Raw genomic sequence first — 25,658 nt, 5'->3', positions numbered from 1 at the left:
GGGCGGGGACTTGGGGGGCCGTTCGGGCTTGCGAGGCATGGGCGCGGCACTGTAGCCGCGCTTGAGGCGGCGGCGTGTCCTTCAGTTAGTGGCGGACGGGTTCGTCGGGGTCATCGCCCTCGGCGGAGCCCGGCGTCGGGCCCGGCTCGTCGCCGTCCGCCATGCGGTGGGACTCCTCCTCCAGCCCCCCGTCCTCCGCCGTCCCGGGCGTGCGGCCGGGTTCCTCGAAGACCTCTTCGTGGGCTGGCGCCTGACGGCCAGGGCCGGGCTCGGTGCCTCCCACGATCATCGACTCGTAGGGCATGTGGTTCACGCGGTGCTCCTTTCCGTGAGGCTTCGGTCGTTCCAGGAAAGGTAGCGACGCGCGGGCATCCCGCCGCGCGGGGTGGGGTGCCCCCCTGCCTGCTCAGGGGTCGTCCCTGCCCGGGAAGTGTTTGCGAACGGTGTGCAGCGCGGCCAGCCAGAGCCGGGCCTCGTTGCGCGTGAGGCGGGAGCGGCGCAGGGGCGCGACCAGGTCTCGGACCGCCGTGCGCCCGGGCTTTTCGTCCACGAGGAAGCCGCCAGTGCTCAGGAGCGCCTCTAGCGTCGCCTCCACGCGGGCCAGCTCCGCGTCCGTGGCGGCCAGGGGCAGGGGACCCGGCGGCGGGGCGGTGTCCGCCAGGTGCGCCATGCGGACCTCGTAGGCGTAGAGCAGCACCGCCTGCGCCAGGTTGATGGAGGGCTGCTCCGGCGCGGTGGGCACCGCGGACAGATCGTGGCAGCGCTCCACCTCCGCGTTGGTGAGGCCGCTGCGCTCATCCCCGAAGACGAGCGCCACCGGGCCCTGCTGCGCTCTCGCCACCAGCTCCTCCCCCACGGCCCGGGGCGACAGGCGGCGTTTGCCCTCAACCTTGCGGGAGCTGGTGCCCACCACCCAGACGCAGTCGGACACCGCCGCGTCCAGCGTGTCCGGCCGCTTCACCCCACCCAGCACGTCCTCCGCGTGCACCGCGAGCCGGTGGGCGGGGCCCAGGTCCTCCACCTCCGGCGTCACCCAGGCCCAGTCGGACAGGCCGCAGTTCTTCAGGGCGCGGGCGGCGGCGCCCAGGTTCTCCGCGTTGCGCGGGCGCATGAGGACGAATCGGACGGGCAGCACCATGGCCGCGCACCCTACCGCCCCATGCGCCATGCAGGGACCCCAGTTGACCGCCGGGCTTGTCCCGGCGGGCAGAGGCCTCATTGAGCGCCGGGCTTGTCCCGGCGGGCAGAGGCCTCATTGAGCGCCGGGCTTGTCCCGGCGGGCAGAGGCCTCATTGAGTGCCGGGCTTGTCCCGGCGGGCAGGGACCCCAGTTGACCGCCGAGGTGTCTCACCGCCAGTCTGCACCGCGAAATCCCGCGTCCCGCGCGTCCGGAGGCCACCCGCGAGTGTGGCTGCCTGGACACCCTGTGGGCCCGCGGACGCGCATGGGGGAGCGCCGGCACGTGGTCGCCGGGCCGCACTTCCCGTGCGCCTCCGAGAGCCCCACGCGCGGCACGCGGCATGAAATCGGTTCCGCCGCCACCTCCTGGAGGAAACATGTCCCCGCAGTCCGCAGTCCCGCCGAAGGCCGCGCGCGCTCCCCGTGCCCGCTGGCTCTTGCCGGCGTTGCTCGTGGGCGCGCTCGCCGCTGGCTGCAAGCAAGAGCCCGCGAAGACGCCGCCCGCCACCCCCGCGTCCACCGAGGCGCCCGCCGCCAGCGCGACGTCCCCGTCCACCCCAGCTCCGGTGCAGGCCGCGAAGCTCACGCCCGTCATCCACGAGCTGGCCAGCGAGAACGCCGTGCCCACGGGCGTGGTCATCGAGTTCGCGCTGCCGGTGCGCCCGCGCTACGAGAGCGTCGACGGCAGCATCGTCACGGTGTCTCCGGAGGTCGGGGGCAGCCTGCGGTGGACGGGCCCCTCGTCGCTGCTCTTCACTCCGTCCACGGGTTTCGCCGCCGGCACGACGTACACGGTGTCCGTGGACGCGGTGAACACCGACGCGGGCATCATCAAGCCTTCGTCCGCGCGCGAGTGGCGCTACAACTTCACGACCTACGCCTTCAAGTTCGCCCAGATCTACCCCACGCGCATGGACCTGCTGAAGAACCGCGTGGAGGCGAACGTGGACTTCTCCGGCCCGGTGGACCTGGCCGCAGTGCGCTCCCGCACCAGCTTCCGCGTGGGTGACGCCGTCATCAGCGACGTGAAGTGGAGCACCCGCGCGGACACGCGCAACTCGCTGTCCGTGGCGCTCACCCACCCGAAGCTCAAGCCCGGCGCGACGGTGCAGTTCGCGCTGCGCGAGGGGCTGACGGCGGCGGGGGGAGCCTCCACCGTGCAGGCGCCCGCGGCCACGGGCACCCTCCTGCTGAACGGCGGCAAGCGCCTGGACATCACCTACGTGAGCCTCCAGGAGGGCTCCAACGGCCACTTCTACGAGGTGAGCTGCCGCGACGTGGCGGCGGACGCCCCGGCGAGCCCCACCGACGAGCAGTGGGACTCGTACTACTACAACGACGACAACAAGGGCTGCTCGCTGAGCGACGCGGTGGCCCAGGAAGCCATCCGCTTCAAGCCGAAGGTGAAGTTCACCGTGGCCCCGTCGCGGCGCGGCTTCCGCATCTTCGGTGACTTCAAGCGCGGCCCGCACACGCTCTCCATCGCGGAGGGAACGCTCTCCGTGGGCGGCGGCACGCTCATGGGCGCCTGGTCGCGCGGCTTCTCCGTGCCCGCGCGCCAGTCCCAGGTGCGCTTCAACGCCAACGGCCGCTACCTGCCGCGCAGCGCGTGGCGCAACCTGCCCCTGCAGCACCTCAACCTGGAAGAGGTGACGCTCACGGTGCGCAACATCCCGCCGGAGAACCTCGTCTTCTGGATGGGCAGCGACTACTCGGAGAGCGCCGACGAGCGCACGAGCAACGTGCTGGTGCGCAAGGCGGTGCCGCTCAAGTCCACGCCGGACGCGCTGCTGACTACGTACATCGACGTGGCGTCGCTGGTGCCCGCGAACACGCGCGGCCTGGTGGAGATCGTCGCCGAGCGCGGTGACTACAAGGCCGCCGCCCGCATCCTGCTCACCGACCTGAGCCTCGTGGCCAAGCGCGGCGGTCCCGCCGTGGGCTCCAAGGACTCCGGCGAGGTGTGGGTCTGGGCCCTGGGTCTGGAGAGCACGGAGCCCCTGGCCGGCGTGGAGGTGTCGCTGGTGAAGAAGAGCGGGCAGTCCGTGGCCCGCTGCACCACGCAGGGCGAGGCGGGCTGCCAGCTGAAGGTCCCCGCGCCCGGCGTGGATGAGAGCGCCCCGTTCGCGCTGGTGGCGCGCAAGGGCGACGAGCTGACGTACCTCAAGTACGACGAGCTGAAGACGGAGATCGCCAACTCGGACGTGCAGGGCGAGCCGTATCGCGCCGAGCAGCCGTACCGCGCCTCCATCTGGTCCGACCGCGGCGTGTACCGCCCCGGTGACACCGCGCACGTGGCCGCCGTGCTGCGCGGCCAGGACAACCTGGCGCCGCCCGTGGGCATGCCGGTGGAGGTCCGCGTCATCGACCCTCGCGAGCGTGAAATCCGCAAGGTGACGCTGAAGACGAACGCGGCGGGGCTCGTGGCCTTCGACCAGGCGTTCGCGGCGTTCCAGGACACGGGCCACTACTGGGTGCGCCTCAAGGTGGCGGACCGCGACCTGGCCTCCTACGCGGTGAACGTGGAGGAGTTCGTCCCGGAGCGCATGAAGGTGACGGCCAGCACCACCGCGCCGGGCTACGTTCAGGGCACGGAGATTCCGGTGGGCGTGGAGGCCGCGTACCTCTTCGGCGGCTCCGCGGAGGGCAGCCCGGTGGAGATGACGTGCCGGCTGGAGTCCGTGGCCTTCAAGCCCAAGCAGAACGCCCAGTACACCTACGGCGTCTGGCGCCAGGACGGCAACCTGCCCCGGCCTGTGACGCTGGGCCAGGTGAAGGGCACGCTCGACGCGAAGGGGCAGGCGATCCTCAACTGCCCGGCGCAGGCGGCCTCCGGCCCCATGAAGGGCGCGGCGCGTCTGTCCGCGGTGGCCAGCGTCTTCGAGTCCGGCAGCGGCCGCTCCACCATCGGTGAGGCCACCGTGCCGGTGCACCCGGAGGCGTACTACCTGGGCCTGCAGGCCAACACCCAGAAGGTGAAGGCGGCCACGCCCTTCACGCTGACCGGCGTGGTGGTGGACTGGAACGGCCAGCCCTTCACCGAAGGCAAGGCGCCGAAGACGGTGCAGCTGGAGTACCAGCTGCTCGAGGAGAACTACGGCTACTACTACGACGAGGAATCCGGCTACGAGCGCTACCAGCGCTACCTGCGCCCGCAGCGTGAGGGCGAGGCGACGGTGAAGGTGGAGAACGGCCGCTTCACCGCCACGGTGCTGCCGGGCCGCGACGGCGCGGGCTACCTCGTGCGTGCTCGCGCGGGCAACACCCAGACGGACCTCGCCATCGAAGGCGAGGGCCGCTACTACTGGTGGGGCGAGGGCTCGCGCGTGGACCAGACGCCGCGGCCGTTGAAGCCCACGGCGTTGGATCTGTCGCTGCCCGCCAAGGGCAAGGTGGGCGAGGCCCTCACCGTGAAGATGAAGGCGCCCTACCGGGGCCGCGTGCTCTTCACGGTGGAGACCGACCGCGTGCTCACCACCGCGTGGAAGCAGGTGGAGCCCGGCGAGGTGTCCTGGTCGTTCACGCCGTCCGAGTACGCGCCCAACGTGTACGTGAGCGCGTTCCTGGTGAAGGACCCGCACCTGGAATCCGCCCAGGCGTTCATGCCCGACCGCGCCTTCGGCGTGGGCAGCATCGCGCTGGAGCCGGTGGACTTCACCCAGGCCGTCGCGCTGACGGTGCCCAAGGAGGTCCGCAGCAACGACACGCTCACCGTGGACGTGGCGGTGGAGGGCGTGGAGGGCCCCACCTTCGCCACCGTGGCGGTGGTGGACGAGGGCATCCTGTCACTCACGCGCTTCCAGAGCCCGGATCCGTTGAAGGAGATCTTCACGCGGCGCGCGCTGGGCATCCAGACCTACGAGACGGTGGGCTGGGCGCTCCTGGTTCCGCCGGGCGGCAACTCCAGCTCCACCGGTGGTGACGAGGGCGGCGCGGAAGGCCGCGTGCAGCCGGTGAAGCCCGTGGCCCTGTGGAGCGGCGTGGTGGAGGTGCCCGCCAGCGGCAAGCTGAAGGTGCCCTTCAAGCTGCCGCAGTACCGGGGCGCGGTGCGGGTGATGGTGGTGACGGCGGGGGCCAAGCGCATTGGCCGGGCCAGCGCGCAGGTGCTGGTGCGTGACCCGCTGGTGCTCCAGACGACGCTGCCGCGCTTCCTCACCCAGAACGACGAGATTCAAATCCCCGTCTTCGTCACCAACCTGTCCGGCAAGGCGCAGGACGTGAAGGTGTCGCTGTCCGCGGAGGCGCTGGCGGTGCCGGGGCTCGCGATGCCGGAGGGCGTGGGCTCGCCGCTGGAGCTCAAGGGAAAGAGCGAGGGCCGCGCGAAGCTGGAGGACGGCAAGTCCCGCACCTTCGTGTTCCAGGGCCGCGCGGTGCAGTCCGTGGGCGCGGCGCGGTTGGTGGTGACGGTGGAGGGTGGTGGCTACACGTCGCGCGAGCAGCTGGACGTGCCGCTGTCTCCCGCCGGTCCCCGTGAGCGCAAGATCCAGCAGGTGGAGCTGGCGGAGGGCACCACGGACCTGAAGGCGCTGCTCGCCGGCTGGGTGCCCACCACGGAGCGCACCAACGTCTGGGTGACGAACAATCCGTACGCGAAGTCGCTCCAGCACCTCTCGTACCTGGTGCGCTACCCGTACGGCTGCATCGAGCAGACGACGTCCTCCACCCGCCCGCTGCTGTTCGTGAGCCAGCTGGTGGAGCGCGTGGATCCGACGCTGGTCTCCACGGCGAAGGTGGAGGACATGGTGCAGTCGGGCATCAACCGGGTGCTGTCCATGCAGACGGCCTCGGGTGGCTTCGCGTACTGGCCGGGCCAGACGGAGCCGATGGCCTGGGGCACGGCCTACGCGACGCACATGCTGCTGGACGCGCGCAAGCTGAAGTACCCGGTGCCGGACGACCGCGTGGACAGCGCGCTCGCGTGGATGGGTGACGAGCTGACCCGGAAGGAGGGCCGCGTGGGGCAGGACGACCACTACGGCCAGCACTCGGAGGCGTACATGCACTACGTGCTCGCGGTGGCGGGCAAGGGGCGCAAGGCGCGGGCGCAGGCGATGGTGAGCGCGCTGGAGACGGCGGCGAAGAAGGCCGCGCTCGGCGGCGAAGAGCAGGAGGACCTGTACCTGCTCAAGGCCGCGCTGTGGCTGTCCGGCGACCGCCGCTACGAGAAGGAGCTGCGCAACCCGGACGTGTCCACCGTCACCGATGACCGTCGCAACAACTGGTCGTTCTACTCGGACCGGCGTCGTCGCGGGATGATGCTCAGCACCTTCCAGGACCTCTTCGGCGACGCGCCGGAAGGGGAACCCCTGGCGCGCATGGTGGCGACGGCGCTGTCGTCCCGCACGTCGGCGTACTACTCCACGCAGGAGCTGGTCTGGGGCATCACCGGCCTGGGCAAGCGGCTGCAGGGCACGGCGACCAGCTTCTCACCGCCCACGCTCACGGTGGCGGGCAAGACGGTGACGCCCGTCGCGGAGAAGGACTCGCGCGTGTCGGATCGCACGTGGTCCCTGGCCCGCGCCAGCGAGCGCGCCAGCGTGTCGCTGGACCTGAAGGAGAAGGGCAGCGGCAGCGTGTACCTCATCCTCAACAGCGAGGGCGTGCGCACCACGCCCGAGGTGAAGGTGGGGGGAGAGGGCCTGACGCTCAAGCGCACCTGGCGCTCGCTGGACGGCACCGCGCTGGACATGAAGGCGCAGCCGGTGAAGCTGGCGGACCTCATCTACGTGGAGCTGGAGGTGACCAACACCCGGGGCGAGCGCGTGCAGAACATCGCGCTGGTGGACCGGCTGCCGGCGGGCTGGGAGATCGAAAACGCCCGCCTGGGGCGCGGCGGCAGCGTGGACTGGGTGGACGCGGATTCGGTCTGGGCCGCCGACTACGTGAACGTGCGCGATGACCGCATGGAGGCGTTCGGCGCGCTGCAGGCCCATGAGACGAAGAAGCTCGTCTACGCGGTGCGCGCGGTGACCGCGGGCAGCTTCACCCTGCCGTCCGCGGAGGCGGAAGCGATGTACGACTCCTCGCTCTGGGCCCGGGATGCCGCGGGCACGGTGCAGGTGTTGGGTCCCTGGAAGGACGACCTGCTCTAGGCCCCATGCGTCGCGTGCGTCTCAACGTGAGGAAGTGGGTAGGGGTGGCGCTGGCGGGGCTCGTGCTGTTGGGCACGGGCCTCGTGGCGGCCTGGTGGGTGCCGCTGCCGGAGCGGTTGGCGGCGCCTCCCTCGGTGGTGATGGCGTACCGGGACGGGTCGCCCGCGTACGTCTTCCTCGCCCCGGACGAGCGGTGGCGCATCCCCGCGCCGAAGGACCGCATCGACCGGGCCTATGTCCGCGCCCTCCTGGCGCTGGAGGACAAGCGGTTCTTCCAGCACCCGGGCGTGGATCCGCTCGCGGCCCTGCGCGCCCTCGGTCTCAACCTGAGCCGGGGGCGGCGGGTGTCGGGAGCCTCCACGTTGACGATGCAGTTGGTGCGCGTGCTGGAGCCCCGTCCCCGCACGTTCACCTCGAAGGTGATTGAGTCGTTCCGCGCCGCCCAGTTGGAGGCGCGGTTGTCCAAGCAGGAGGTGCTGGAGGCGTATCTCCAGTTCGTGCCCTACGGGCGCAACGTGGAGGGCGTGGAGGCGGCGGCGCTCGCGTACTTCGGGCACACCGCCCAACACCTGAGCCCGGCGGAGATCGCCACGCTGCTGGCGGTACCGCAGAACCCGAATCGGCGCTTCCCGTCGCCGGAGAACCAGGACCGGCTGCGCTCGGCCCGGGACGACATCGCCCGGAGGCTCCTGGAGTCCGGAGGGCTGGCCGTGGAGGGCGTCGCGTCCGACACGGTGCTGGCGGAGGTGCGGGCGACGACGGTGCCGGACGTGCTCACGCCGTTTCCGAGGGAAGCGCCGCACGCGGCGGTGTGGCTCAAGGCGAAGCGGCCCGGAGAGACGTGGCTGGCGACGACGCTGGACGCGGGCACGCAGCGCTTCGTGGAGCGCACGCTGGGCGAAGCGGCCCGGCGGTTGGATCGGCAGGGCATCCACAACGGCGCGGCGGTGGTGGCGGACCGGGAGACGGGTGAGGTGCGCGCGCTGGTGGGGAACTTCAATTTCTTCGATGAGAAGCACGGCGGGCAGATCATCGGCTTCGCCACGCCGCGCTCGCCGGGGTCGGCGCTCAAGCCGCTGCTCTATGCGCTCGGGATTGATCAGGGCCTGGTGGGGCCGGAGACGCTGGTGCCGGACATCCCCATGGCTTACGGCGGCTACCAGCCGCGCAACTTCGACGGTCGATTCCTGGGGCTGGTGCGGATGGAGTCCGCGCTGTCCCAGTCGCTCAACCTTCCATTCGTGAGGCTTCTGGAAAGGATAGGAGTGGAGGGCTTCCTGGGTTCACTGCGGCAGGCGGGAGTCACCAGCCTGGATCCACGGCCGGGGCACTACGGCCTGTCCGCGGCGGTGGGCGGCTTGGAGCTGACGCCGCTGGAGTTGACGGGCGTGTACCTGGCGCTGGCGGGAGATGGTCAGGTGCGTCCGCTGCGGGTGCTGGCGCAGGACACGGCGCCGAAGAAGGCCCAGGCGTTGGTGTCTCCGGGAGCGTCGTGGCTGACGCGACAGGCGTTGGCGTTGAGGGATCGGCCGGACTTCCCGGAGCGGAGGCGGCTCACGGGGCTGCCGGCGCGGGTGCACTGGAAGACGGGCACGAGCTTCGGCAACCGGGATGCGTGGGCGGCGGGCTCCGGTCCGAAGCACACGGCGGTGGTGTGGCTGGGCAACTTCGACCACGCGTCGAGCGTGCACCTGGTGGGAGCGGAGAACGCGGCCCCGCTGCTGTTCGACATCCTGGAAGGCATCGGCCCGCGAGGCACGGCGGTGCAGGAGGAGGACGCCGCGCCGCCGAAGGACCTGGTGAGCGTGGAGGTGTGCGCGTACTCGGGGCACCTGCCCACGGACGCGTGCACGCAGCGCAAGCGGGTGGACGCGGTGCGCACGGCGGTGCCGACGACGCCGTGTCCGTACCACCACCGCGTGGAGGTGGACGTGACGACGGGGCTGGCGGTGGGGCCGGGGTGCCGTGACGGGCGCAAGACGGAGTCGCGCGTGTACCTGACCTGGCCGTCCAGCCTGCGGCGGTGGCTCGCGGAGCAGCAGCGTCAGTTGCCTGAGCCGCCGCCCCTGGCACCCGGCTGCGTCGCTGGAGGCGAGCGAGACACGCCGACCATCCTCTCGCCGCCGGAAGGGACGGTGGCGCTGCTCATCCCGGGCATGAACACGGAGGAGCAGAAGATCCCCCTGGAGGCGGAGGCCGCGCACGACCGGGAGCTGACGTGGTTCGTGGACGGCGCCGTCCTGGGAACGGCGAAGGCCGCGGAGCGCCTGTGGTGGAAGCCGAGCGTAGGCACGCACGACATCCTCGTCACCGACGACCGCGGCCTCACCGCTCGCCGCACCTTGGTGGTGCGCGAGCGGCAGTAGGGCTCAGCGCACCTCCCAGCCCTCCGCGCCGCGGGCGTAGTGCTTGCCCGCGGGCAGCTCGCCGTAGAACAGCGCGTCCTTCACGCCCACCACCGACGTGCCGTCGAACAGGCCCACCTCGCCCTTGGCGGGGAAGGTGATGCCCAGCGAGCCGGCCGTGAGCCGCACCGTCTGGCCCGGCGCCACCGTCGTGTTGCCCAGCACCGCGCCCATGGGGGCCTTCACGATGGTGGGCGCGTAGTCACCGCCCGCCAGGTTCACCCGCAGGTTCGTGGTCAGCGTCATGCCCTGGAGCGACACGGCCTGCGTGCCGTGGTTGGCCACCTCCACCCAGCCCGAGCGCGGGTCGAACGCTTCCAGCACCAGCGTGGACCGAGCCGCCTTCAGCCGCTTCACCTCCGCCATCACGAACTCGCGGCGCACCTTCACGAAGCGCTTCATGTACGCCTTGCCCACGCTGAACTTCGCGTAGTCCATGTACGGGTCCTGCTGCATGGACGCGTTGATCAACGCATGGAGCTGGTCGATGTACGGGTCCATCACCGCCGAGGTGAAGACCTCGTCCAGCGCCTTGTCCAGCCGCGCCTCCAGCCGGGCGCGCAGCACGGGGTTCAGCACCACGCGCGTGCCCATGTTGGAGAACGCCGGCAGGTAGCCCGGGTAGCTCCCCTGTTCCAGCTTGCGCTGCTGGTACATCTTCTCCACCCAGCCATCCAGCAGCGTGAAGCTGAACAGCGGGTGCTTCATGTTCTTCGTGGAGACGGACTGGTCCTCGACGGTGTTCTCGTGCCACCAGCGCGCGTCCACGTTGTTCAGGTCCCACGGCACGTAGCGCCAGCGCCCGGTGATGTCGTCGTGCATGAAGTAGCTCTCGGAGTCCTCCACGTAGTTGTTGGACATCAGCGCGTCCAACACCATGGAGCGTACGTAGGACTCAACCTCCAGGTTCTTCTCCAGCGCGGCCACCAGCCGCGGCTCCGGCGTGTGGTTGATGACGTCCAGCACCTCCCACAGCGCATCGTCGGGCTCGCTCTCGTTCGTCTTCTTCACCCAGTCGCCCTGGTAGGGGACCTTCCACGTCTTGAACTCCGTGTCCTTCCAGCCCGCGCGGTAGATGGACGCGTCGTCATCCGGGAACTGCCTCGCTTTGACGAAGGCCTTGTTGACCTGCTCCACCTCCAGGAACACGCCCTCGTAGTGGCCGTTCACGGAGAGCCGCACGAACGTCGCCTTCGACGCCGGCACCCGCATCGCAGCCAGCAGGTCGTAGGAGATCTTCTCCGCGATCATCGACGCGTCGGCGTACTCGGCGATGAGGTTGAGCGACGTGCGCCCCTCGAACTTGTCCTTGTCCGCGAAGCTGACGTTCCAGCTCTTCTTGTTGAAGAAGCGCGCGGAGGCGCCGCGCAGCCGCACCTTCACGGGGAGCGTCTTGCCGTTCGCCTGGAACGTCGCGTCCTGCTCCTCCGTCCACGGGTCGTTGATGAACTTCTCCAGCACCTCCGGAGGCATGATCAGCCCGTACTCCGGCACCGTCGTCTGGAGCTTCGGCAGCGTGTAGGGCCGCTCCACCTCCGGAACGGGCCGCGGATCCGTGCCTGCATCCGTGCTCCCGCCATCCACGGGGTCGGTGCCCGCATCCACGGAGCCGCCGTCGGAACCCCCTGCATCCGGGGTGCCCGAGTCGGGCGTGCCGGAGTCCGGATTGCTGGGGTCCGTGATACCGGGGTCGGTCACGGAGGGCGGTGAGTCATCGGGATTCGATGTTCCGGCACCGCATGCGGCCAGCAGCATCGAGAGGCTGATCAGGAGTCGTACGCGCATCATCGTCCTACCCCTGAGCAAGCCCCATGCCTCCCTGCCAGGAAGGCGGAAGGAGCCGCCCGTCGCCTGCAAGGAAGTCCACAGGGGCGACGCATGGGCCCTGGATCACCCAGCGAATGGAAAACTCTTTCCCTCCCCGGAATGCTCGCCTGCCCTCTCCAGGAGCCTCTGCCGGACCGCGTGAGGCCTGCCCGCCTGCCCTCCAGAACAGGGGAGGCAGGCGTCATCGCCCTCCGGGGCGAGCAGCCGGGCAAAGGCCACGGAACGCCGCGCTGTGCACGGACACGACCGCCGGACCTAGCTTTCTTGAGAGCAGGCTGGAGGACGGCCCAAGTCCGTCAAGGGAGCGATGATGGAGTCCTGGAACCAGACCTCGACCGATGCCGTGCGCGCCCACGCGCCATCCACGATGAACCGGCGCATCGACGCGCATGTGGAGTCGTGCGTCCGCTACATGGCGGAGCAGGGGGACCGCTCGGAGATGAGCCGGTACCTCGAAAAGCTGGAGCACGAGTGGGACGTGCACCGCACTCTGGTCGTGGGCGTCCCCGCGCTGGCGCTCGGCGGCCTGCTGCTGGGCCCTAGGTCCGGCCGGGGCTGGCGAGTGCTCGGCGGAATCACCCTGGCCCTGCTCCTCCAGCACGGCCTCACCGGCTTCGGGCCCCTCTCCGTGCTCGTGCGAGGGCTGGGCGTACGCACCCGCCGGGAGATTGATTTGGAGAAGTTCGCCATCAAGGCCCTGCGCGGGGACTTCGAGCGCATCCCCAACGACGGGGGGCCGCTGGCTCGCGCCAACGCCGCCCTCGTCGCCGCGCAGTCCTGACACGGGAGCGCGCCTCCCTTGCGAAGAGGGAAGCGCGCCCCTGACCTCAGTGCACCATGGGCGTGGTGTAGCCTCCGCCCAGGGCGGGCATCAGCGCAGGGCCCGGCGTGGAAGAGCCCGGCCTGCGGTCGCCCTTGGTGTCGAAGAAGCCGTTGAGGCCGGCGACGCCGATGGAGAAGTTCGTCACCCAGCCCTCGTCGGGCATGCCCGCGGCGGCGTTGATGTCGAAGGGCCGCGCGAAGTGCAGGCGCAGCAGCAGGGGCCCCAGCGACAGGTTGAAGCCGACGACGGCGTTGAGCACGCGGTGGTCCCAGAGGTCCCTCGCGCCGTCACCCACGCCGCCCATGTCCACCGCGGCGATGGCCTCCAGGTCGCTCAGGAAGGCCACCCGGATGATGTCGTTGAGGGGCAGCTGCGCCTCCAGCGTGGAGTAGACGAAGTGCTGGCCCAGCAGCCACCGCTCGTCGCCGAAGTTCACGCCGCGCAGGGTGTCGAAGCTGGACAGGTAGTAGGAGCGCGCGTAGCGGCCGCCCGCCGTGGTGCCCGCGCCCAGGCGCGCGAAGAAGTTGGTGCGGCCGTAGATGGGGAAGTACCGCTCCGCGTCCAGGCGCAGGTTGCCGTACGCCTGCCCGTCGAAGGGCTGCACGCCGAGGGTGCCCTCCAGCAGCACGGAGCTGCCCGAGAGCGGCCCCGTCGCGTAGTGGTACTTGATGCTGTCGTAGCCGACGCGCCCGCTCAGCTCCGTCTGGAAGCGGATGTGCTGGTTGTCCGCGCGCCACGCGGACAAGAGCTCCATGTTCGACTCGTTGCGCTCCGGGAACGCCAGGTAGAACTCGCTGAAGTCATCCAGGAAGTACTTCGTGCCGCCGATGCTCAGGTCGCCCTGGAGGTAGAAGAAGGTGCTGAGCGGGTAGCGCAGGCTGCCCAACGCGCCGAAGTAACGCTCCGACGACACGAAGAACGGCCGCTGCTCCGGCGGCAGGTTGTCGAACGTCTTGTCCACGCGGAAGCGCAGTGACTGGAACAGACCGGCGCCCCATGTGGTGCGCTTCTCGTCGTTGACGTAGAGCAGCAGGCCGTCCGTCAACTCGAAGGAGCCGTACACCGCCAGCGTCAGGACCATCTGGTGGTCGCGCAGCCGGTCGGACGCGGACGCGAACACCTGACCCACGAAGCCGCCACCGCCCGCGCCGGCGAAGCCGAAGATGGGCCCCAGCTCGATGTTCTCCCGCGTGAAGGGCCTGTAGGCCTGCGCGTCGGTGAGTGGCTTGAGCGCCATGGGGGAGGGCGGATCCGCCACCGGCTCCTTCGGGCTCTCCAGCGACAGCATGCGCGGCGGACGCAGCAGGGACGGCTTCCGCTCACCGCTCATGTGGAAGAGCATCCACAGGCCACCGTCAGGGCCGGGGCCCGGCTCGAAGACGCCCGTCGTCAGGTCGGTGCGGCGCACGATGCGGCCATCCGCCAGCCGCTCGTGCAGGTCGGAGCTGCTCTTGTTGAAGGCCACGAAGAACACGCGGCCGTCCGGCAGCGCCAGCGGATCCGCCTCGTCGCGGTCCTCGCTGGTGAGGCGCTCGGACTGTCCCACCGGCGCGTCCGGCTTGATGCGGAAGAGGTTGTACTTGCGGTGCGACGTCGCGTCGGACGTGTAGATGATGCCGGACGGGCCCCAGGTGACCTGGCGCTCGGCGAAGACGTCGTCGGTGAGCTTGCGGATCTTCGCGTCCTCGCCCTGCGTGAGGTCCACCAGGTACACGTCGCGCAGGCCCGTGTCGTTGATGCCGATGAACGCGACGTAGCGGCCGTCCGGGGAGAAGGCCGGCGAGTAGATGGCCAGCACGCCCTGCTTGTCGACGCGGTACGCGCGCCGGTCGCCCGTCTCCAGCTTCACGTTGAGGCCCACCTCAGTGCCAATGCCCGTGCGCACGGCCGACCGGCGCACCAGCACGTCCGTGGCCCGCTTCTCGGAGGTGTGCACGTAGTCCTGCACGTACAGCACGTCGCGCCCGGTGCGCTCCGCCACGAACGCGAGCTTGTCCTTGGTCAGCGCGAAGTTGCGGCCGGACACCGGGTGCAGGGACTCCACGCCCGGCACGCCGTCGCCCGCCACCTTCACCGTCTTGCCCGGCGTGCGCGGATCCGTGAGGTACAGCCGGCTCTCGCCCGTCTCCGGAATGATGGTGCGCAGCGCCAGCACGTTGCCGTCCGGACCGCTGGCCATCGCCGTCACGATTCCCGGCGTCTCGCCAATCGAGTCCAGCGCGGGCGCCGTCTGCGACGAGTCCAGGTACGTCTTGAACGCCCGGCGCTTGAGCCAGTTCTCGAACCGCGCGGAGATGCGCTTGGGATCATCCCCCGTCAGCCGCTCCAGCAGTTCCTCGAACTTGAGCGACGGGGAGTCGCGCGAGCCGCCCACCAGCCGGGGCGCCTCCTCCAGGAGCCGCTGGGTGATGCCCGCGCCGTACTCGTCCTCCAGGAACGCCACGCGCGCCTGACCGACCTTGTAGATCCACAGGTAGCCGTACGGCCCGGGGGAGAAGAAGTCGAGGAAGGCATAGCCCTTCATCAGGTCCGGGTTCACCAGCAGGTCCCGCACCATCATCTCCGCCTCGGGGTCCAGGCCGCGCTTGGCGTAGAACTCCGCCAGGCCTTCGATGAACCACAGCGGGTAGCCGCCCAGCGGATCGCCGAACGTCTTGGCCTGCTCGGCCACGGTGCGCACCTTCTGGATGGTGAACTGGTGCGCCAGTTCGTGCGTGCTGACCTCCTCGAAGAGGTGGTGGTCGCCCAGGTACGGCAGGGACAGCTTCAGGTCCTCCGTGGAGGTGACGCCCAGCGTGCCCTCGGAGACCGCGAACACGTTCGTCTGCAGGAACTCCGCGTAGCTGCTGTAGAGGATGTACGGGAACGTCTCCGTGGGGACGTACTTGAACTGATCCACCAGGTACCGGTACGCCTCCTCGACGATGGGCGCGGCCCGCTCGGCCACCTCGCGCTCGCGCTCGTAGAAGTAGAAGCGCACGCCGCCCGTCTTCGCGCCCAGGTCCTTCGCGTAGGTGTACTTGAAGCCGCCGTCCGTGCCGCCTCCCAGCATCAGCGGCGCGCCGGAGAACACCGCGCCGCCGTCCTCGCTGGTGACGCCCGCGAGCGTGCCCGCGTCGCCCACCGAGCCTCCGTCCACCAGCGCCACCACGCCCGGGGGCGGGATGCCGCCGTCGGGAAGGCCCGTGACGGTCGGAGGGATGCCGGCGTCGGACGCGCCCATGTCGAGCGCGATGCCATCGGTCGGGGGCATCCGATCACCCGGCGGCGCCATGGTCACGTTGCCGGAAGGGGTGACCTCCGGGCCGCCCGGCGGAGACTGCGGGTCACCCGTCTGGGGCGACGTGGTGGGCGCCTGCGGATTGGCGCCGCCCTGCGTGCCGGGCGGATTCTCATGCGCGGTGTGGTCCGCGGGCTTCGCCAGGCCGGTGGCGGCGGGGCCCACGAGGATGTCGACATGCCGCCACTCGAACTCGAAGCTGTTCACGGGCGTCTTCCCCGCGCGGCGGGGAACGACGAAGACCTGGGCCAGCGCGAGCTCCGGCAGGAGCAGGGCCAGCAGCACGGCGATGACGTGCGGACGGGGGTTCAAAAAGCACCTCGGTACGGCGAGGAGACAGGCCATCAGGGGCCTGGCGGAAGGCTCCCTCTCCCACCGGAAACGCACAAGCGGTCCTTTTGTTTCTTTGCGTTGCGGTGGACGTCCCGGCGCTTCTCCCTCTGTACACGCCGGGGGACTTGGCGGCGGTCGGGATGGCCCGGTATGGAGGAGGGAATGAATCGTCTCTCTCTCGTCGCCGCTACCGCGCTCCTTGCCTTCGGTTGTGGCAAGGACAATTCCGATAACAAGGCCGAGTGTCAGCTTGAAGCCATCGACCTGACCGGTTGTGACAGGTCGACGTTGGGTGCCGTTCAGGCGGAAGGCGTGTGGAACGTCAACGTCGACCTGAATGACGGCTACTCGGGCCCTTCGTCCATCCGGTTCTCGCCCGGCGAGCCGCTCCTCGTCGGCCTGGCGATGACGACGAAGCAAGTCACTCCGGACACCTTCTTCCTGGCCAGCGACGTGGCGGGCAGCACGGCCGGCTCGACGGTGCGCTACGCGTTCGCCGGCTGCAAGGCCTCAGGGCCGGGCGAGGTGCTGGGGGTGGTGCGCGTGTGCGGCAACGGCTCGACGGTGAGCCAGGGCACCTTCACCGCCAGGCGCGTCGTGCGTCGCGAGGGCGAGGCCGAGTCCGACCGCGTGGCGCTGTTGGGCCAGGGCGTGCTGCCCCGCGGCGCCGCCAACGGCGTGGCGGTCGCGGACGGCTACGCCTACGTCATCGCGGGCAGCGAGGGCCTGTTCGTCTACAACGTGAAGGACCCCGCGAACCCGACGCTGGTGTCCGAGCAGAAGATCCCCTCGGAGACGTTCACCAACGCGCTCGTCAACGGCACGACGCTCTACCTGGGCACCTACGCGAAGGGCATCCGCATCTGCAGCCTCGCCAACCCGGAGGTCCCCACCTGCGACAAGACGGTGCTGGGGGACCTGACGGTGCGCGTGGACGGCCTGGCGAAGGACGGCAACCTGCTCTACGTGGCGTCGCCCCTGCCCAAGTCGGACATCATCATCCTGGACGTGACCCAGCCGTCCGCGCCGACCCTCGTGGTGCGCTACACGGTGGAGGGCTCCTCGCCCGACCTGAGCGAGTACCCCTACGCGCTGGCGGTGCAGGACAACCGCCTGTACGTGAGCAACTGGAGCTACGGCGTGACGGTGACGGACCTCGCGCCCCTGGCGACGACGGCGAAGTTGCCCAAGATCCTGGGCCGGTTCGGCGGGCCCTCCACCAGCGCCCTGGCGGTGGGCAAGCTGGGGGACACCACGGTCGTCTACCAGGGCTCGGACGCGTGGGGCTCCGCCATCCTGGCGCTGGACGCCACGAACCCGGAGGCCATCGTGCAGCGCGGTGAATTGCCGCTGCGGCTCGAGGCGACGCTGGGCGGCATGACCCTGTCGGGCACCACCCTCTACGTGGCCAACTACCAGGACGGCCTGCGGGTGTACGACGTGTCCACGCTGGGGACGCCGAAGGCCGCCGGGTACTTCAACACCTGGAACGAGACCGACGCGGGCCGTGGCAAGAGCTACTTCGACGGCCTGCAGGGCGTTCATGTCGCGGACGGGCTGGTGTATGGGTGGGACACGACGCGCGGGCTGCTCATCTTCCGCCACACCCCGTGACGCCAAGGCTGTGTCATGACCCCGTTGAACGGATGTGGCCGCTGCCAGACCCTGCCTGAGACGCCGGATGTACCGGGGCGTCTCTTCCTGTGGCCGCCGCTGGGTCACAGCCTGGGCAAGCTGGTGGCGCACCTGCGTGATTCGGGGGACACCTTCCAACTGCGCACCGACGTTCAGTGCGTCGTGGTGGGGATGGGGCAGGGCGGCCTGCGGAAGCTCTCCGCGAGCCTTCCCAACGTGCTGACGGCGGAGGAGGTGCGGGGCACGCGCGCCCTCTTCGTCGAGGGCGACGGCGAGCCCGGCATGGCGGACTTCCCGCGCGTGGACTCACTGCAGCGGCTCACCACGCTGCATCAGTCCGGGTGGCTGGTGGACATGCTGGCGGAGTCGCGGCTCACCACGTTCTTCCAGCCCATCGTCCACGCGCAGGACACCTCGCGCGTCTTCGCGCACGAGGCGCTGTTGCGAGGCCGCGACCGGGACGGGGCGCTGGTGCCCCCGAACCGGCTGTTCGACACGGCGCGCGAGGCGGACCTGTTGTTCCAACTGGACCTGGCCGCGCGCACCACGGCCATCCGCGAGGCGGTGCGGCACCAGCTGAGCACGCACCTGTTCATCAACTTCACGCCCACGGCCATCTACGATCCGGCCCACTGCCTGCGCTCCACGGTGGAAGCCATCCGCGAGTCGGGCATCCCGGAGTCGCACGTCGTCTTCGAGATCATCGAATCCGACCGGGCCGCGAACGCGGCGCACCTGCGCGCCATCGTGGACTTCTACCGAGCGGCGGGCTTCAAGGTGGCGCTGGACGACCTGGGCGCGGGCTACTCGTCGCTGAACCTCATCCACCAGCTCCGGCCGGAGTTCATGAAGCTGGACATGGAGCTGGTGCGGGGCGTCCACGCGGACCCCTACAAGGCGTCCATCGTGCAGAAGCTGCTGGAGATCGCCCGGCAGCTCGGCATCCAGACGGTAGCCGAGGGCATCGAGACGCCCGAGGAGCTGTCCTGGGTGCGCCGGCACGGGGTGGACTTCGTGCAGGGCTACCTCATCGCGAAGCCCGCGGGCGCACCGGCGAGCACCACCCCGCGCATCACGGATTGAGCAGCGAGTTGGACGTGCCCGAGCGCTCCAGGCTCGCGGCGCGCGCCAGCCGCAGGTCATCGCCCGCGCTCTGCAGGGCGATGCGCGCGGCGTAGCTGTCCCGGCGGTTGGCGGCATCCCGGGCGTAGGCGATCTGCGCGCGGATGCGCTCGGCCTGGACCACGACGCCGCCCTGCCCGAAGGCCGCGGCGCTCTGGCGCACGGCGGAGAAGTCCTCGTCGGCGATGTCCAGGGCGTTGTCCACGTTCATCTCGCCCTGCTCCAGCGCCTGATCCGCCGCGAGCATCCACTGGCCGCCGGATTGGATCCGCGCCAGCCGTTGCTGCCGGGCGCGCTCGGCCTCGTAGGCGCGCTGCTCATGCGTGTCCACCTGGGTCTGCACGGCCTGGGTGCGCTCGGTGGCGCGCGTGTCGCGGGCTTCCATCTCCTGCTCCAGGTCCGCGATGCGCTGGCGCAGACGCGTCACTTCCTCATTGGCCGCGGCGGCGTCCTGCGGCGTCTGGGCCGGAGCCGTCGTGCCAGACGGAGTGGCGGTGCCAGTTCCCGCCGTACCCGCGCCACCCGTCGCGGGCTGCGCGGCGGATCCGGTTTCCGGAGTGCCAGCCGCACCTGCGCCACCCGTCGCGGGGGGCTGCGTGGCGGTCTCGGTCCCTGTCGTGCCGGCCGTGCCCGAGCCGCCGGTCGCGGTGGTCGGCTCCTGCACCGTCGCGCCTGACGTATCCAGAGGTGTCGCGCCCGTGTCGTAGCCACCCCCGAAGCCAGGGGCATTCGCCTCGGTGGGACCGGATGCCGGCGCAGTCCCCGCAGCACCCGCGCCGGTGGCGGGCTGCCCCGCGGTCGTTCCGCCCGTGGTCGTAGTCGTACCCGCCGTCCCCGAACCCGTGGCGGGCTGTTCCGTCGAACTCCCCGCGGCTCCAGCGCCTCCCGTGCCCGTCTGGGGCTGCGTGGCCTCCGTCTCCGTCTGCTCACCAGGGGCGGGCTGCTGCGCGAAGACCGTGGGCACGGGCGGCGGCACATACCTCTGGGACTGCTGGACCGCGACATCGCCCGAAGTCACCGGCGGGTTGCCATCGGACATCAGGGGCGTCAGCGAGTAATAGCTGCCCTCGGTCGGATCCGACGGCGCCTGGATGACGTAGTCCTGTGGAGGCCGCGCACCGTTCCGGTCCTCATTGGCCTGCTCATAGGCATCCTGCAATGCCGCGGCGGCGGGGTCCCTCACGGACGGATCTTCCGGAGGCAATGGCTCCGGGTCGTACGCCTGACCCATGCTCAATCCCGCGACGATGGCGATCCAGAAGCGCATGCCCTGAAGATGTCCACGCGCGAACGCTTCCACATCTCCGCCAGCGCCCCTCCGCTCGCTCCTCCGGCAGGAGGACGAAAAGGGCTCAAGCCTTCGAGCTCCGGGCCAACAGCTCGTCCGCCGCGCGACGGCCCGTCTCGAGCGCGCCGTGAACGGTGCCCTCATCGCCGCCCACGTGCGTGGCCTCGCCAGCGAAGAAAAGCGTCCGTCCCACGGGCCTCGCGAGCGCCTCGACGGCGTCCATCGCCCCCGAGGGGATGACCGCGTAGCCCCCGCGCGTGTACGGCTCCGCCTGCCAGTCCTGCACGCGCCACGCCTCCAGCCGCGCGTGCAGCTCCAGCACGGAGAGATGGAAGAGCTGGGACAGCCCCTGGAGCGCGCGTCCCAGCACCACCTTCTCGCTCGAGCGGGACAGCGAGGCGGCGGTAGGGCCGCCACTCCAGCCCACCAGGTGCCGCGTGCGTCGGTGGGGCGACAGCGTCCACCATGTAGAGAACGCGGAGGCGGGCGCGTGGAAGAAGCCAAAGCGCGCGGTGGCCTCCTGCTCGCGCCAGAACGCCGTGCGGAAGCGCAGGAGGACCTTCACCAGGGAGCCCATCGCCAAGCGGTTCCAGGCGCGCTCCTGTTCCCGAACGCGCGGCACGAAGCGCACGGCACCCGGAGCGGGCGGCTTCGCCTGCAACACGCCCACGGGAAGTGTCACCACCGCATGCTCCCCCCGGAACGTCCCGAGCGGAGTTCCCCGCCGGGTCCGGGCCCGCACGAGGACCGAGCCCGGTCTCCAGCGCACCTCCTCGGCCACGGCATTGAGGAACAGCGTGTCCGGCTTCGCGAGCAGCTTGGCGGCCATCGCGTGCGGCACGCGGTCATATCCCTCCAGCACGCGCGAAGGCGTCGTGCCCCCGGACGCGTCAGCGGTCCGCTCCATCCGCGCGATGGCGAGCGTGCTCGCGACGTCCGGATCCGCCGCGTAGAAGCCCCGGACGTACGAGCGCGCCATCGCGCACACGATGGGCGGCCACTGGTGGATGCGCGCCTGCTCCTTCACCCACGCGGCCATGGGACGGTCCGGCCCCTTCGCGGACATCAGGGGCTCCTGGAACGCGAAGGCGTCCTCCCTGACATCCAGCTTCCCTCGCCACAGGAGCGCATGCGCGTCGTTGCAGGGGCTCACCGTCAGCCCCGCCCGGTGGATGCGCTTCAGCAGTCCACCGGGCTTGCCATGGACGAACTCGGCGCCCAGCTCCAGGGGCACGTCCGCCACCGTGTCCCGGAGCGTCGCCACGCGGCCGCCCACGCGGTCGCGTGCCTCCAGCACGATGACCCGCAGGCCCTTGCTCATCAATCGCTCAGCCGCGGCGAGCCCCGCGGCGCCGGCCCCCAGGATGACGACATCCGCCTCGTGGTCCATGCCGCTCCTGATCCGCCGCGCGGAAGCACCCCTCATGCAAAGACACCCGCGGCCCACCGACGAACGGGGGCCGCGAGTCAGGGTTCCCCTCCCATGCGGGAGCGGAACAGGGGAGGGGAGTGGCGGTGCTAGTAGGTCTTCGGCGAGCTGCTGGAACCCGTGTCCGGGTTCTTGGTGGAGTCGTTGCCCATGCCCTTGTTCTGGTCATCCACGCCCGAGCCGCCCTTGCCCTCGTTGATGGACGAGTCCGGCGCCATCGTGTCGGAGCCCGAGCCGCCCGTGCCCGAGCTCGGCGAGATGCTGGTCGCCATGTTCTTCTCGTCCTTCACCTGGAAGCTGGCCCGGATCTCCTGACCCTCCTTCAGGCTCTTGGCGTTCTTCACGCTCGGGTCGGTGAACTGCGTCTTGCTGTCGATGTCCAGGGGCACCACCGCGCCGCTGGCGCTGCTGATGTAGACCTTCTTGCTGTCGCTCTTGACGACCTTGCCCGTCAGCTCGTTCGCGCCCGTCATGCTCGACGAACCCATCGAGTGCGTCGCGGACGACCCCGAGCCGCCCATGGCGTCCGAGCTGCCCGTGCTCTCGGAGTTACCCTGCATGCTGCCGGACGACGTCGACGGCTGCTGCGACCCCTGCTGCGTCGTGCTGTCCTGGGCAAAGGCAACACCCGAACCCAGCAGCGCCACGGACGCGAAAACCCCAATGAGCTTCTTCATGGAATCTCTCCCGGATGATGTGTGAGTGGGACGGGGCGGCACCCACCGGGCCCCCCGCTGGGAAAAAGCTAGGGGTGATGGGCGTGGGCGGCAGGCCGGAGGGGGAAGACCGCGTGCGTGCCCGTTCGCTCCCCGGCCCGTGGGGCGTGGCCCGGAACCGACAACCGGCGCTCCAGCCGCCGGGTGGGGTGCTTGAAGCCGATTCCGGATTCACCTAGCGTGCTGGGGAAAGAGCGGAGGCTGGCCGCACGGCTGCCCCCGCCAGGAGACCGTGACCTCGATGCCCCCGCCCGCCAGGCCCTCCGCGCCGCAGCCCCAGCCCCAGGAATTGCCTGTCCCGTCCTACCCCGCCGTCGAGACCTTCATCGAGAAGGCCTCCGCCAGCGACGTCCAGGCGCTCTTCGCGCCCGTCAAGCAGGGGCTCGCCGACCTCAAGGGCCCGCGCGCGGAGATCGGGAAGAAGGCCCAGGCTGCGATCGCGCGGTCCGAGCAGCTGCTCGGCATGCTCGTGGACGTCCGCGAGAAGCTCGTCGACGAGTCGAAGCAGTCCAAGGGCCGGAAATAACGGGCTTTTCGGGAGCCCGGACGATTTCTTGTCACCAGCAGGCAACCGGCGGCTGACTCTCCCGATAATCCTTTGAAAGAGCCACGGGATGATCCCCGGCTCCCCTTTTGAATCAACGCTGGCACCAGCGCGGAGGCTGAAATGGCAAAGATCGACAGCGGCATGATGGGTCCGAACCTGCGCATGAACACCCAGATGACCACGGCTCGGCAGACGCCGAACACGAGCTTCGGTGCGCGCGTTCAGAACGGCCTGAACAGCACCGTCGGCGCCGTGGGCGCGGGCGTGGGCGCGGTGGCGGGCTTCGTTCCCGGCGCGGGCATCGTCTCCGCGGCCGTCTCCTCCGCGCAGACCTTCTCCGGCGCCTCCGGCTCCGGCATGCAGGGCGGCCCGTACGTGGGCGTGATGAACACCGGCTCCGGCGCGGTGCCCTCCACCAACCTGCCGGGCGTCGGCGGCTCGGGCCTGCCCTCCACGGGCGGCTCCACCTCGCTGGGCACCAGCGTTGGCTCCAGCTCGGGCGGCAGCGTGGGCGACCAGCTCAACACCAACGGCTCGCTCAAGTCCATGATGGACGACAACGTCAAGCTGCTGAACATGCAGTCCGCCATGCAGCACGAGTCGCAGCTCTTCACGGCTGTTTCCAACGTGATGAAGTCGCGGCACGATACGACCAAGAACTCCATCGGCAACATCCGCTAGTCTTCACGGACAGCGGAATCTGACCGGTGCAAGGAAGGCGGCCCTCGACGGCCGCCTTCCGTGCTTCCGGCGACAGGAAAGGCAGCGCGACGTCCATGGCGGAGACCCCTTCGGAGATTGCCAACAGCCTCGTGCCCCTGGCGCGCCAGCCGGCCATGGTCCTGCTGGAGTCTGGCTACCTGTGGCTGGACATGGGTCACTTCGACAAGGCCAAGGAGGTCTTTGTCGGTGCCGCCGCGCTGATGCCCAAGAGCGAGGTGCCCCAGATTGGTCTGGGCGCCGTGGAGTTCGCGCAGGGCAAGCACGACAAGGCCCTGGCGGCCTACCGGGTCGCCCAGCGGCTCGCGCCCCTGTCGTCGCTTCCCCGGGCACACGCGGGTGAAGCGCTGCTGTTCATGGGCAAGGTGCCGGAGGCCCTCAAGGAACTGAAGGCCGCCATCGACCTGGAGCCCGAAAGCGACGGCGCGAAGCTGGCCCAGGCGCTCATCCAGGCGAAGGAAGCGGGGGCCCTGCCTCCGCCGAAGAAGTAGTCGCGGAAGGCGAAGGAGGTACGTCGATGGCTGTCGGTGGAGTTGGACGTGGGGGTGGGAAGGGCCGCGCGGGCGGCGCGAAGGGGGCGTCCGGTCCGTCGGGTGCCGCCGGCGCGTCCTTTGGCGGCAAGGTGGACCGCACGGAATCGCTCGTCGGGCCTTCGGGTCTGGTAGGCTCCAGCAACATCCAGGGCCCCCAGGCAACGGATCCGATCGCGGCGCAGGCCCTCGCCATCGCCAAGCGGCTGAAGAACGGGGGCTTCAAGAGCAAGGAAGAGGCGACGAAGGCGCTCGTCTCCGAAGTACTGCAGGAGAAGTTGAACATGAAGTCCGCTGCCCTCACGGGCCGCATCGCCGGGGCCCTGCAGGATGATCCCCGGCTGAACCAGGTTCTCGAGCGGCTGTGGTCCAAGGCCGAGTGAGCGCGCCGCTTGCCTCTGGGTGAAGACAGGAAGGTCATCCTGGAGAAGTACGGCCCGTACGTGCGGTCGCTCGCGGCCACCGTGCGCAAGCAGTTCAATGCCCAGCTGGAGCTGGATGAACTGCTGGCCTATGGGCAAATCGGTCTGCTGGAAGCCGCTGAGCGCTTCGACCCCAAGGTTGGCGCCAACTTCCTCACCTTTGCCCACTACCGCATCAAGGGCGCCATCTTCGACGGTCTGAGGAAGATGGGGGTCTTGCGAGGCGCGGACGCCCGCACCGCCTATCAGGGCGAGCGCGCGACGGCGTATCTGGGAAATCTGGCGGACCGCGAGCAGGGATCAAGCAACCGCGGGTCGTCATTCGACGATGATATTGGAGACATCTCGGATGCCGTGGCGGGCCTCGCGGCGGTTTTCGCGGCGGGGGCGGAAGGGGCGGAGGCGGCGGGCTACGTGGATGAATCCCTCCCGGCGGATCAGCGCCTGGAGATGGAGCAGTTGAAGAACCGGGTGCGCTCGGCCATCGAGAAGCTTCCGGAGAAAGAGCGCAAGCTCCTGCAGGGCTATTACTTCCAGGGACGCACGCTGGAAGAGGCAGGCGCGGAAATCGGGCAGTCGAAGAGCTGGGCGTCGCGGCTTCATGCGCGGGCCATTGATCGGCTCAAGGAACTCTTGAACGAGGAGGAGGAACTCCCTCCCCCCTCGACGGATGCAAGGAGGGTGTCACATGGCGGCTCCGATGAGCGGCATCTCCGCGGGACAGGTAGCGCAGCAAAAGCTGCAGGACCAGGGCGCGCAGCAGACTCAGAAGACGGGCGCGTCGAAGTTCGACGGAGTTCTCGCTGACAAGGCGCAGGGCGCCGGCCAGGTGGACGCCGCCCAGAACGTCAACAAGGCCCAGGCCGCGCAGGCCACCCAGAAGGTGGACAACGTCCGCCAGGTGGAGACCGTCAACAAGGCGGAGAAGGCCAACCTGAACAAGGTGAGCGGCGCCGCCCAGCAGCCCGCCACCGCCAAGGGCGCCGAGCCCGTGGACGCGAAGGCCGAAGCCTCCAAGACGACCAAGTCGGGCGGCATGGTGTCCGACCTCGTCTCGGGCCTTGAGAAGGGCCAGGTCAGCATGGACAAGCTGATCAAGGAGGCCTCCTCCGGCAAGAACATGTCCAACGCCGAGCTGCTCGGTCTCCAGGCGTCCATGTACAAGTACTCGCAGGAGTTGGATCTCACGTCGAAGGTCGTCGAGAAGGCCACCAGCGGCCTGAAGGACGTCGTCAAGACGCAGGTCTGAAGTCCCCACCCCGCCGGGCCATGGCGGCATGCGAAGGGCGGTCCCTCCCAAAGTCGGGAGG

The 25,658-nt window shown here is 69.9% G+C and carries 18 protein-coding genes; 11 read left to right on the top strand and 7 right to left on the bottom strand.

Annotated features, from left to right (window positions below; translation table 11 throughout):
• Positions 1-85: 85 nt before the first annotated feature.
• Positions 86-304: a hypothetical protein gene (locus D7X99_RS30380; RefSeq protein ID WP_043323852.1), complete on the bottom strand. Its 219-nt coding sequence runs from the start codon at positions 302-304 to the stop codon at positions 86-88.
• A gap of 102 nt (positions 305-406) precedes the next feature.
• The gene (locus D7X99_RS30375) at positions 407-1,138 is read right to left on the bottom strand and encodes an RNA methyltransferase (RefSeq protein ID WP_121780831.1); all 732 of its coding nucleotides are present in this window, start codon (positions 1,136-1,138) and stop codon (positions 407-409) included.
• A gap of 418 nt (positions 1,139-1,556) precedes the next feature.
• On the opposite strand from D7X99_RS30375, the gene D7X99_RS30370 reads away from it, so the two are divergent.
• Positions 1,557-7,271, top strand: coding sequence for an Ig-like domain-containing alpha-2-macroglobulin family protein (locus D7X99_RS30370; protein ID WP_121780830.1), 5,715 nt, complete (start codon positions 1,557-1,559; stop codon positions 7,269-7,271).
• Between the two features lie 5 nt (positions 7,272-7,276).
• Positions 7,277-9,637 carry a penicillin-binding protein 1C gene (gene pbpC, locus D7X99_RS30365; RefSeq protein ID WP_121780829.1) on the top strand — a complete coding sequence of 787 codons (2,361 nt, stop codon included), beginning with the start codon at positions 7,277-7,279 and terminating at the stop codon, positions 9,635-9,637.
• Positions 9,638-9,640: 3 nt separating this feature from the next.
• Here the strand turns inward: pbpC and D7X99_RS30360 are convergent, their stop codons facing one another.
• Positions 9,641-11,464, bottom strand: a complete 1,824-nt coding sequence (locus D7X99_RS30360; protein WP_121780828.1) for a CotH kinase family protein — start codon at positions 11,462-11,464, stop codon at positions 9,641-9,643.
• Between the two features lie 346 nt (positions 11,465-11,810).
• On the opposite strand from D7X99_RS30360, the gene D7X99_RS30355 reads away from it, so the two are divergent.
• Positions 11,811-12,284 carry a hypothetical protein gene (locus tag D7X99_RS30355; protein ID WP_233613845.1) on the top strand — a complete coding sequence of 158 codons (474 nt, stop codon included), beginning with the start codon at positions 11,811-11,813 and terminating at the stop codon, positions 12,282-12,284.
• A gap of 46 nt (positions 12,285-12,330) precedes the next feature.
• On the opposite strand, the gene D7X99_RS30350 is transcribed toward D7X99_RS30355, so the two are convergent.
• Positions 12,331-15,918, bottom strand: coding sequence for a PD40 domain-containing protein (locus D7X99_RS30350; RefSeq protein ID WP_169831809.1), 3,588 nt, complete (start codon positions 15,916-15,918; stop codon positions 12,331-12,333).
• A 183-nt stretch (positions 15,919-16,101) separates the two neighbouring features.
• On the opposite strand from D7X99_RS30350, the gene D7X99_RS30345 reads away from it, so the two are divergent.
• Together D7X99_RS30345 and D7X99_RS30340 are read left to right on the top strand one after the other, a co-directional pair.
• Positions 16,102-17,553, top strand: coding sequence for an LVIVD repeat-containing protein (locus D7X99_RS30345; protein WP_158627092.1), 1,452 nt, complete (start codon positions 16,102-16,104; stop codon positions 17,551-17,553).
• Positions 17,554-17,568: 15 nt separating this feature from the next.
• Entirely contained in the window at positions 17,569-18,657 is a 1,089-nt protein-coding gene (locus D7X99_RS30340) for an EAL domain-containing protein (RefSeq protein ID WP_121780825.1), read from the top strand.
• Here the strand turns inward: D7X99_RS30340 and D7X99_RS30335 are convergent.
• The 3 genes from D7X99_RS30335 to D7X99_RS30325 all read right to left on the bottom strand — a co-directional run bounded on the left by D7X99_RS30335 (position 18,647) and on the right by D7X99_RS30325 (position 22,090).
• The gene (locus D7X99_RS30335; protein WP_121780824.1) at positions 18,647-19,963 is read right to left on the bottom strand and encodes a hypothetical protein; all 1,317 of its coding nucleotides are present in this window, start codon (positions 19,961-19,963) and stop codon (positions 18,647-18,649) included. The two genes, D7X99_RS30340 and D7X99_RS30335, sit on opposite strands and share 11 nt — an antisense overlap.
• 85 nt (positions 19,964-20,048) lie before the next feature.
• Positions 20,049-21,374 carry an NAD(P)/FAD-dependent oxidoreductase gene (locus D7X99_RS30330; RefSeq protein WP_233613843.1) on the bottom strand — a complete coding sequence of 442 codons (1,326 nt, stop codon included), beginning with the start codon at positions 21,372-21,374 and terminating at the stop codon, positions 20,049-20,051.
• A 128-nt stretch (positions 21,375-21,502) separates the two neighbouring features.
• Entirely contained in the window at positions 21,503-22,090 is a 588-nt protein-coding gene (locus tag D7X99_RS30325; protein WP_121780822.1) for a hypothetical protein, read from the bottom strand.
• A gap of 280 nt (positions 22,091-22,370) precedes the next feature.
• Between D7X99_RS30325 and D7X99_RS30320 the strand changes: the two genes are divergently transcribed.
• The 6 genes from D7X99_RS30320 (at position 22,371) to D7X99_RS30295 (ending at position 25,597) form a co-directional block, all read left to right on the top strand.
• Positions 22,371-22,655 (top strand): hypothetical protein, encoded by a 285-nt coding sequence (locus D7X99_RS30320; protein ID WP_121780821.1) that lies wholly within the window; start codon positions 22,371-22,373, stop codon positions 22,653-22,655.
• A gap of 141 nt (positions 22,656-22,796) precedes the next feature.
• The gene (locus D7X99_RS30315; RefSeq protein WP_121780820.1) at positions 22,797-23,357 is read left to right on the top strand and encodes a hypothetical protein; all 561 of its coding nucleotides are present in this window, start codon (positions 22,797-22,799) and stop codon (positions 23,355-23,357) included.
• A gap of 95 nt (positions 23,358-23,452) precedes the next feature.
• Positions 23,453-23,887: a lipopolysaccharide assembly protein LapB gene (locus tag D7X99_RS30310; RefSeq protein WP_120530743.1), complete on the top strand. Its 435-nt coding sequence runs from the start codon at positions 23,453-23,455 to the stop codon at positions 23,885-23,887.
• A 26-nt stretch (positions 23,888-23,913) separates the two neighbouring features.
• A complete protein-coding gene (locus tag D7X99_RS30305; RefSeq protein ID WP_120580833.1) occupies positions 23,914-24,309 on the top strand; it encodes a hypothetical protein in 396 nt (131 codons plus the stop codon).
• 9 nt (positions 24,310-24,318) lie between these two features.
• The gene (locus tag D7X99_RS30300) at positions 24,319-25,155 is read left to right on the top strand and encodes a sigma-70 family RNA polymerase sigma factor (protein WP_120580834.1); all 837 of its coding nucleotides are present in this window, start codon (positions 24,319-24,321) and stop codon (positions 25,153-25,155) included.
• Positions 25,037-25,597: an ATP-dependent helicase HrpB gene (locus D7X99_RS30295; protein WP_233601465.1), complete on the top strand. Its 561-nt coding sequence runs from the start codon at positions 25,037-25,039 to the stop codon at positions 25,595-25,597. Before D7X99_RS30300 ends, D7X99_RS30295 begins: the two co-directional genes overlap by 119 nt.
• The last annotated feature ends 61 nt before the right edge of the window (positions 25,598-25,658 follow it).

The organism is Corallococcus sp. AB032C (assembly GCF_003668935.1).
In the GTDB taxonomy this organism is placed as follows: domain Bacteria; phylum Myxococcota; class Myxococcia; order Myxococcales; family Myxococcaceae; genus Corallococcus; species Corallococcus exiguus.
Note: the sequence above shows the minus strand (reverse complement) of the source record. Positions and strands in the feature narration are given on the sequence as shown.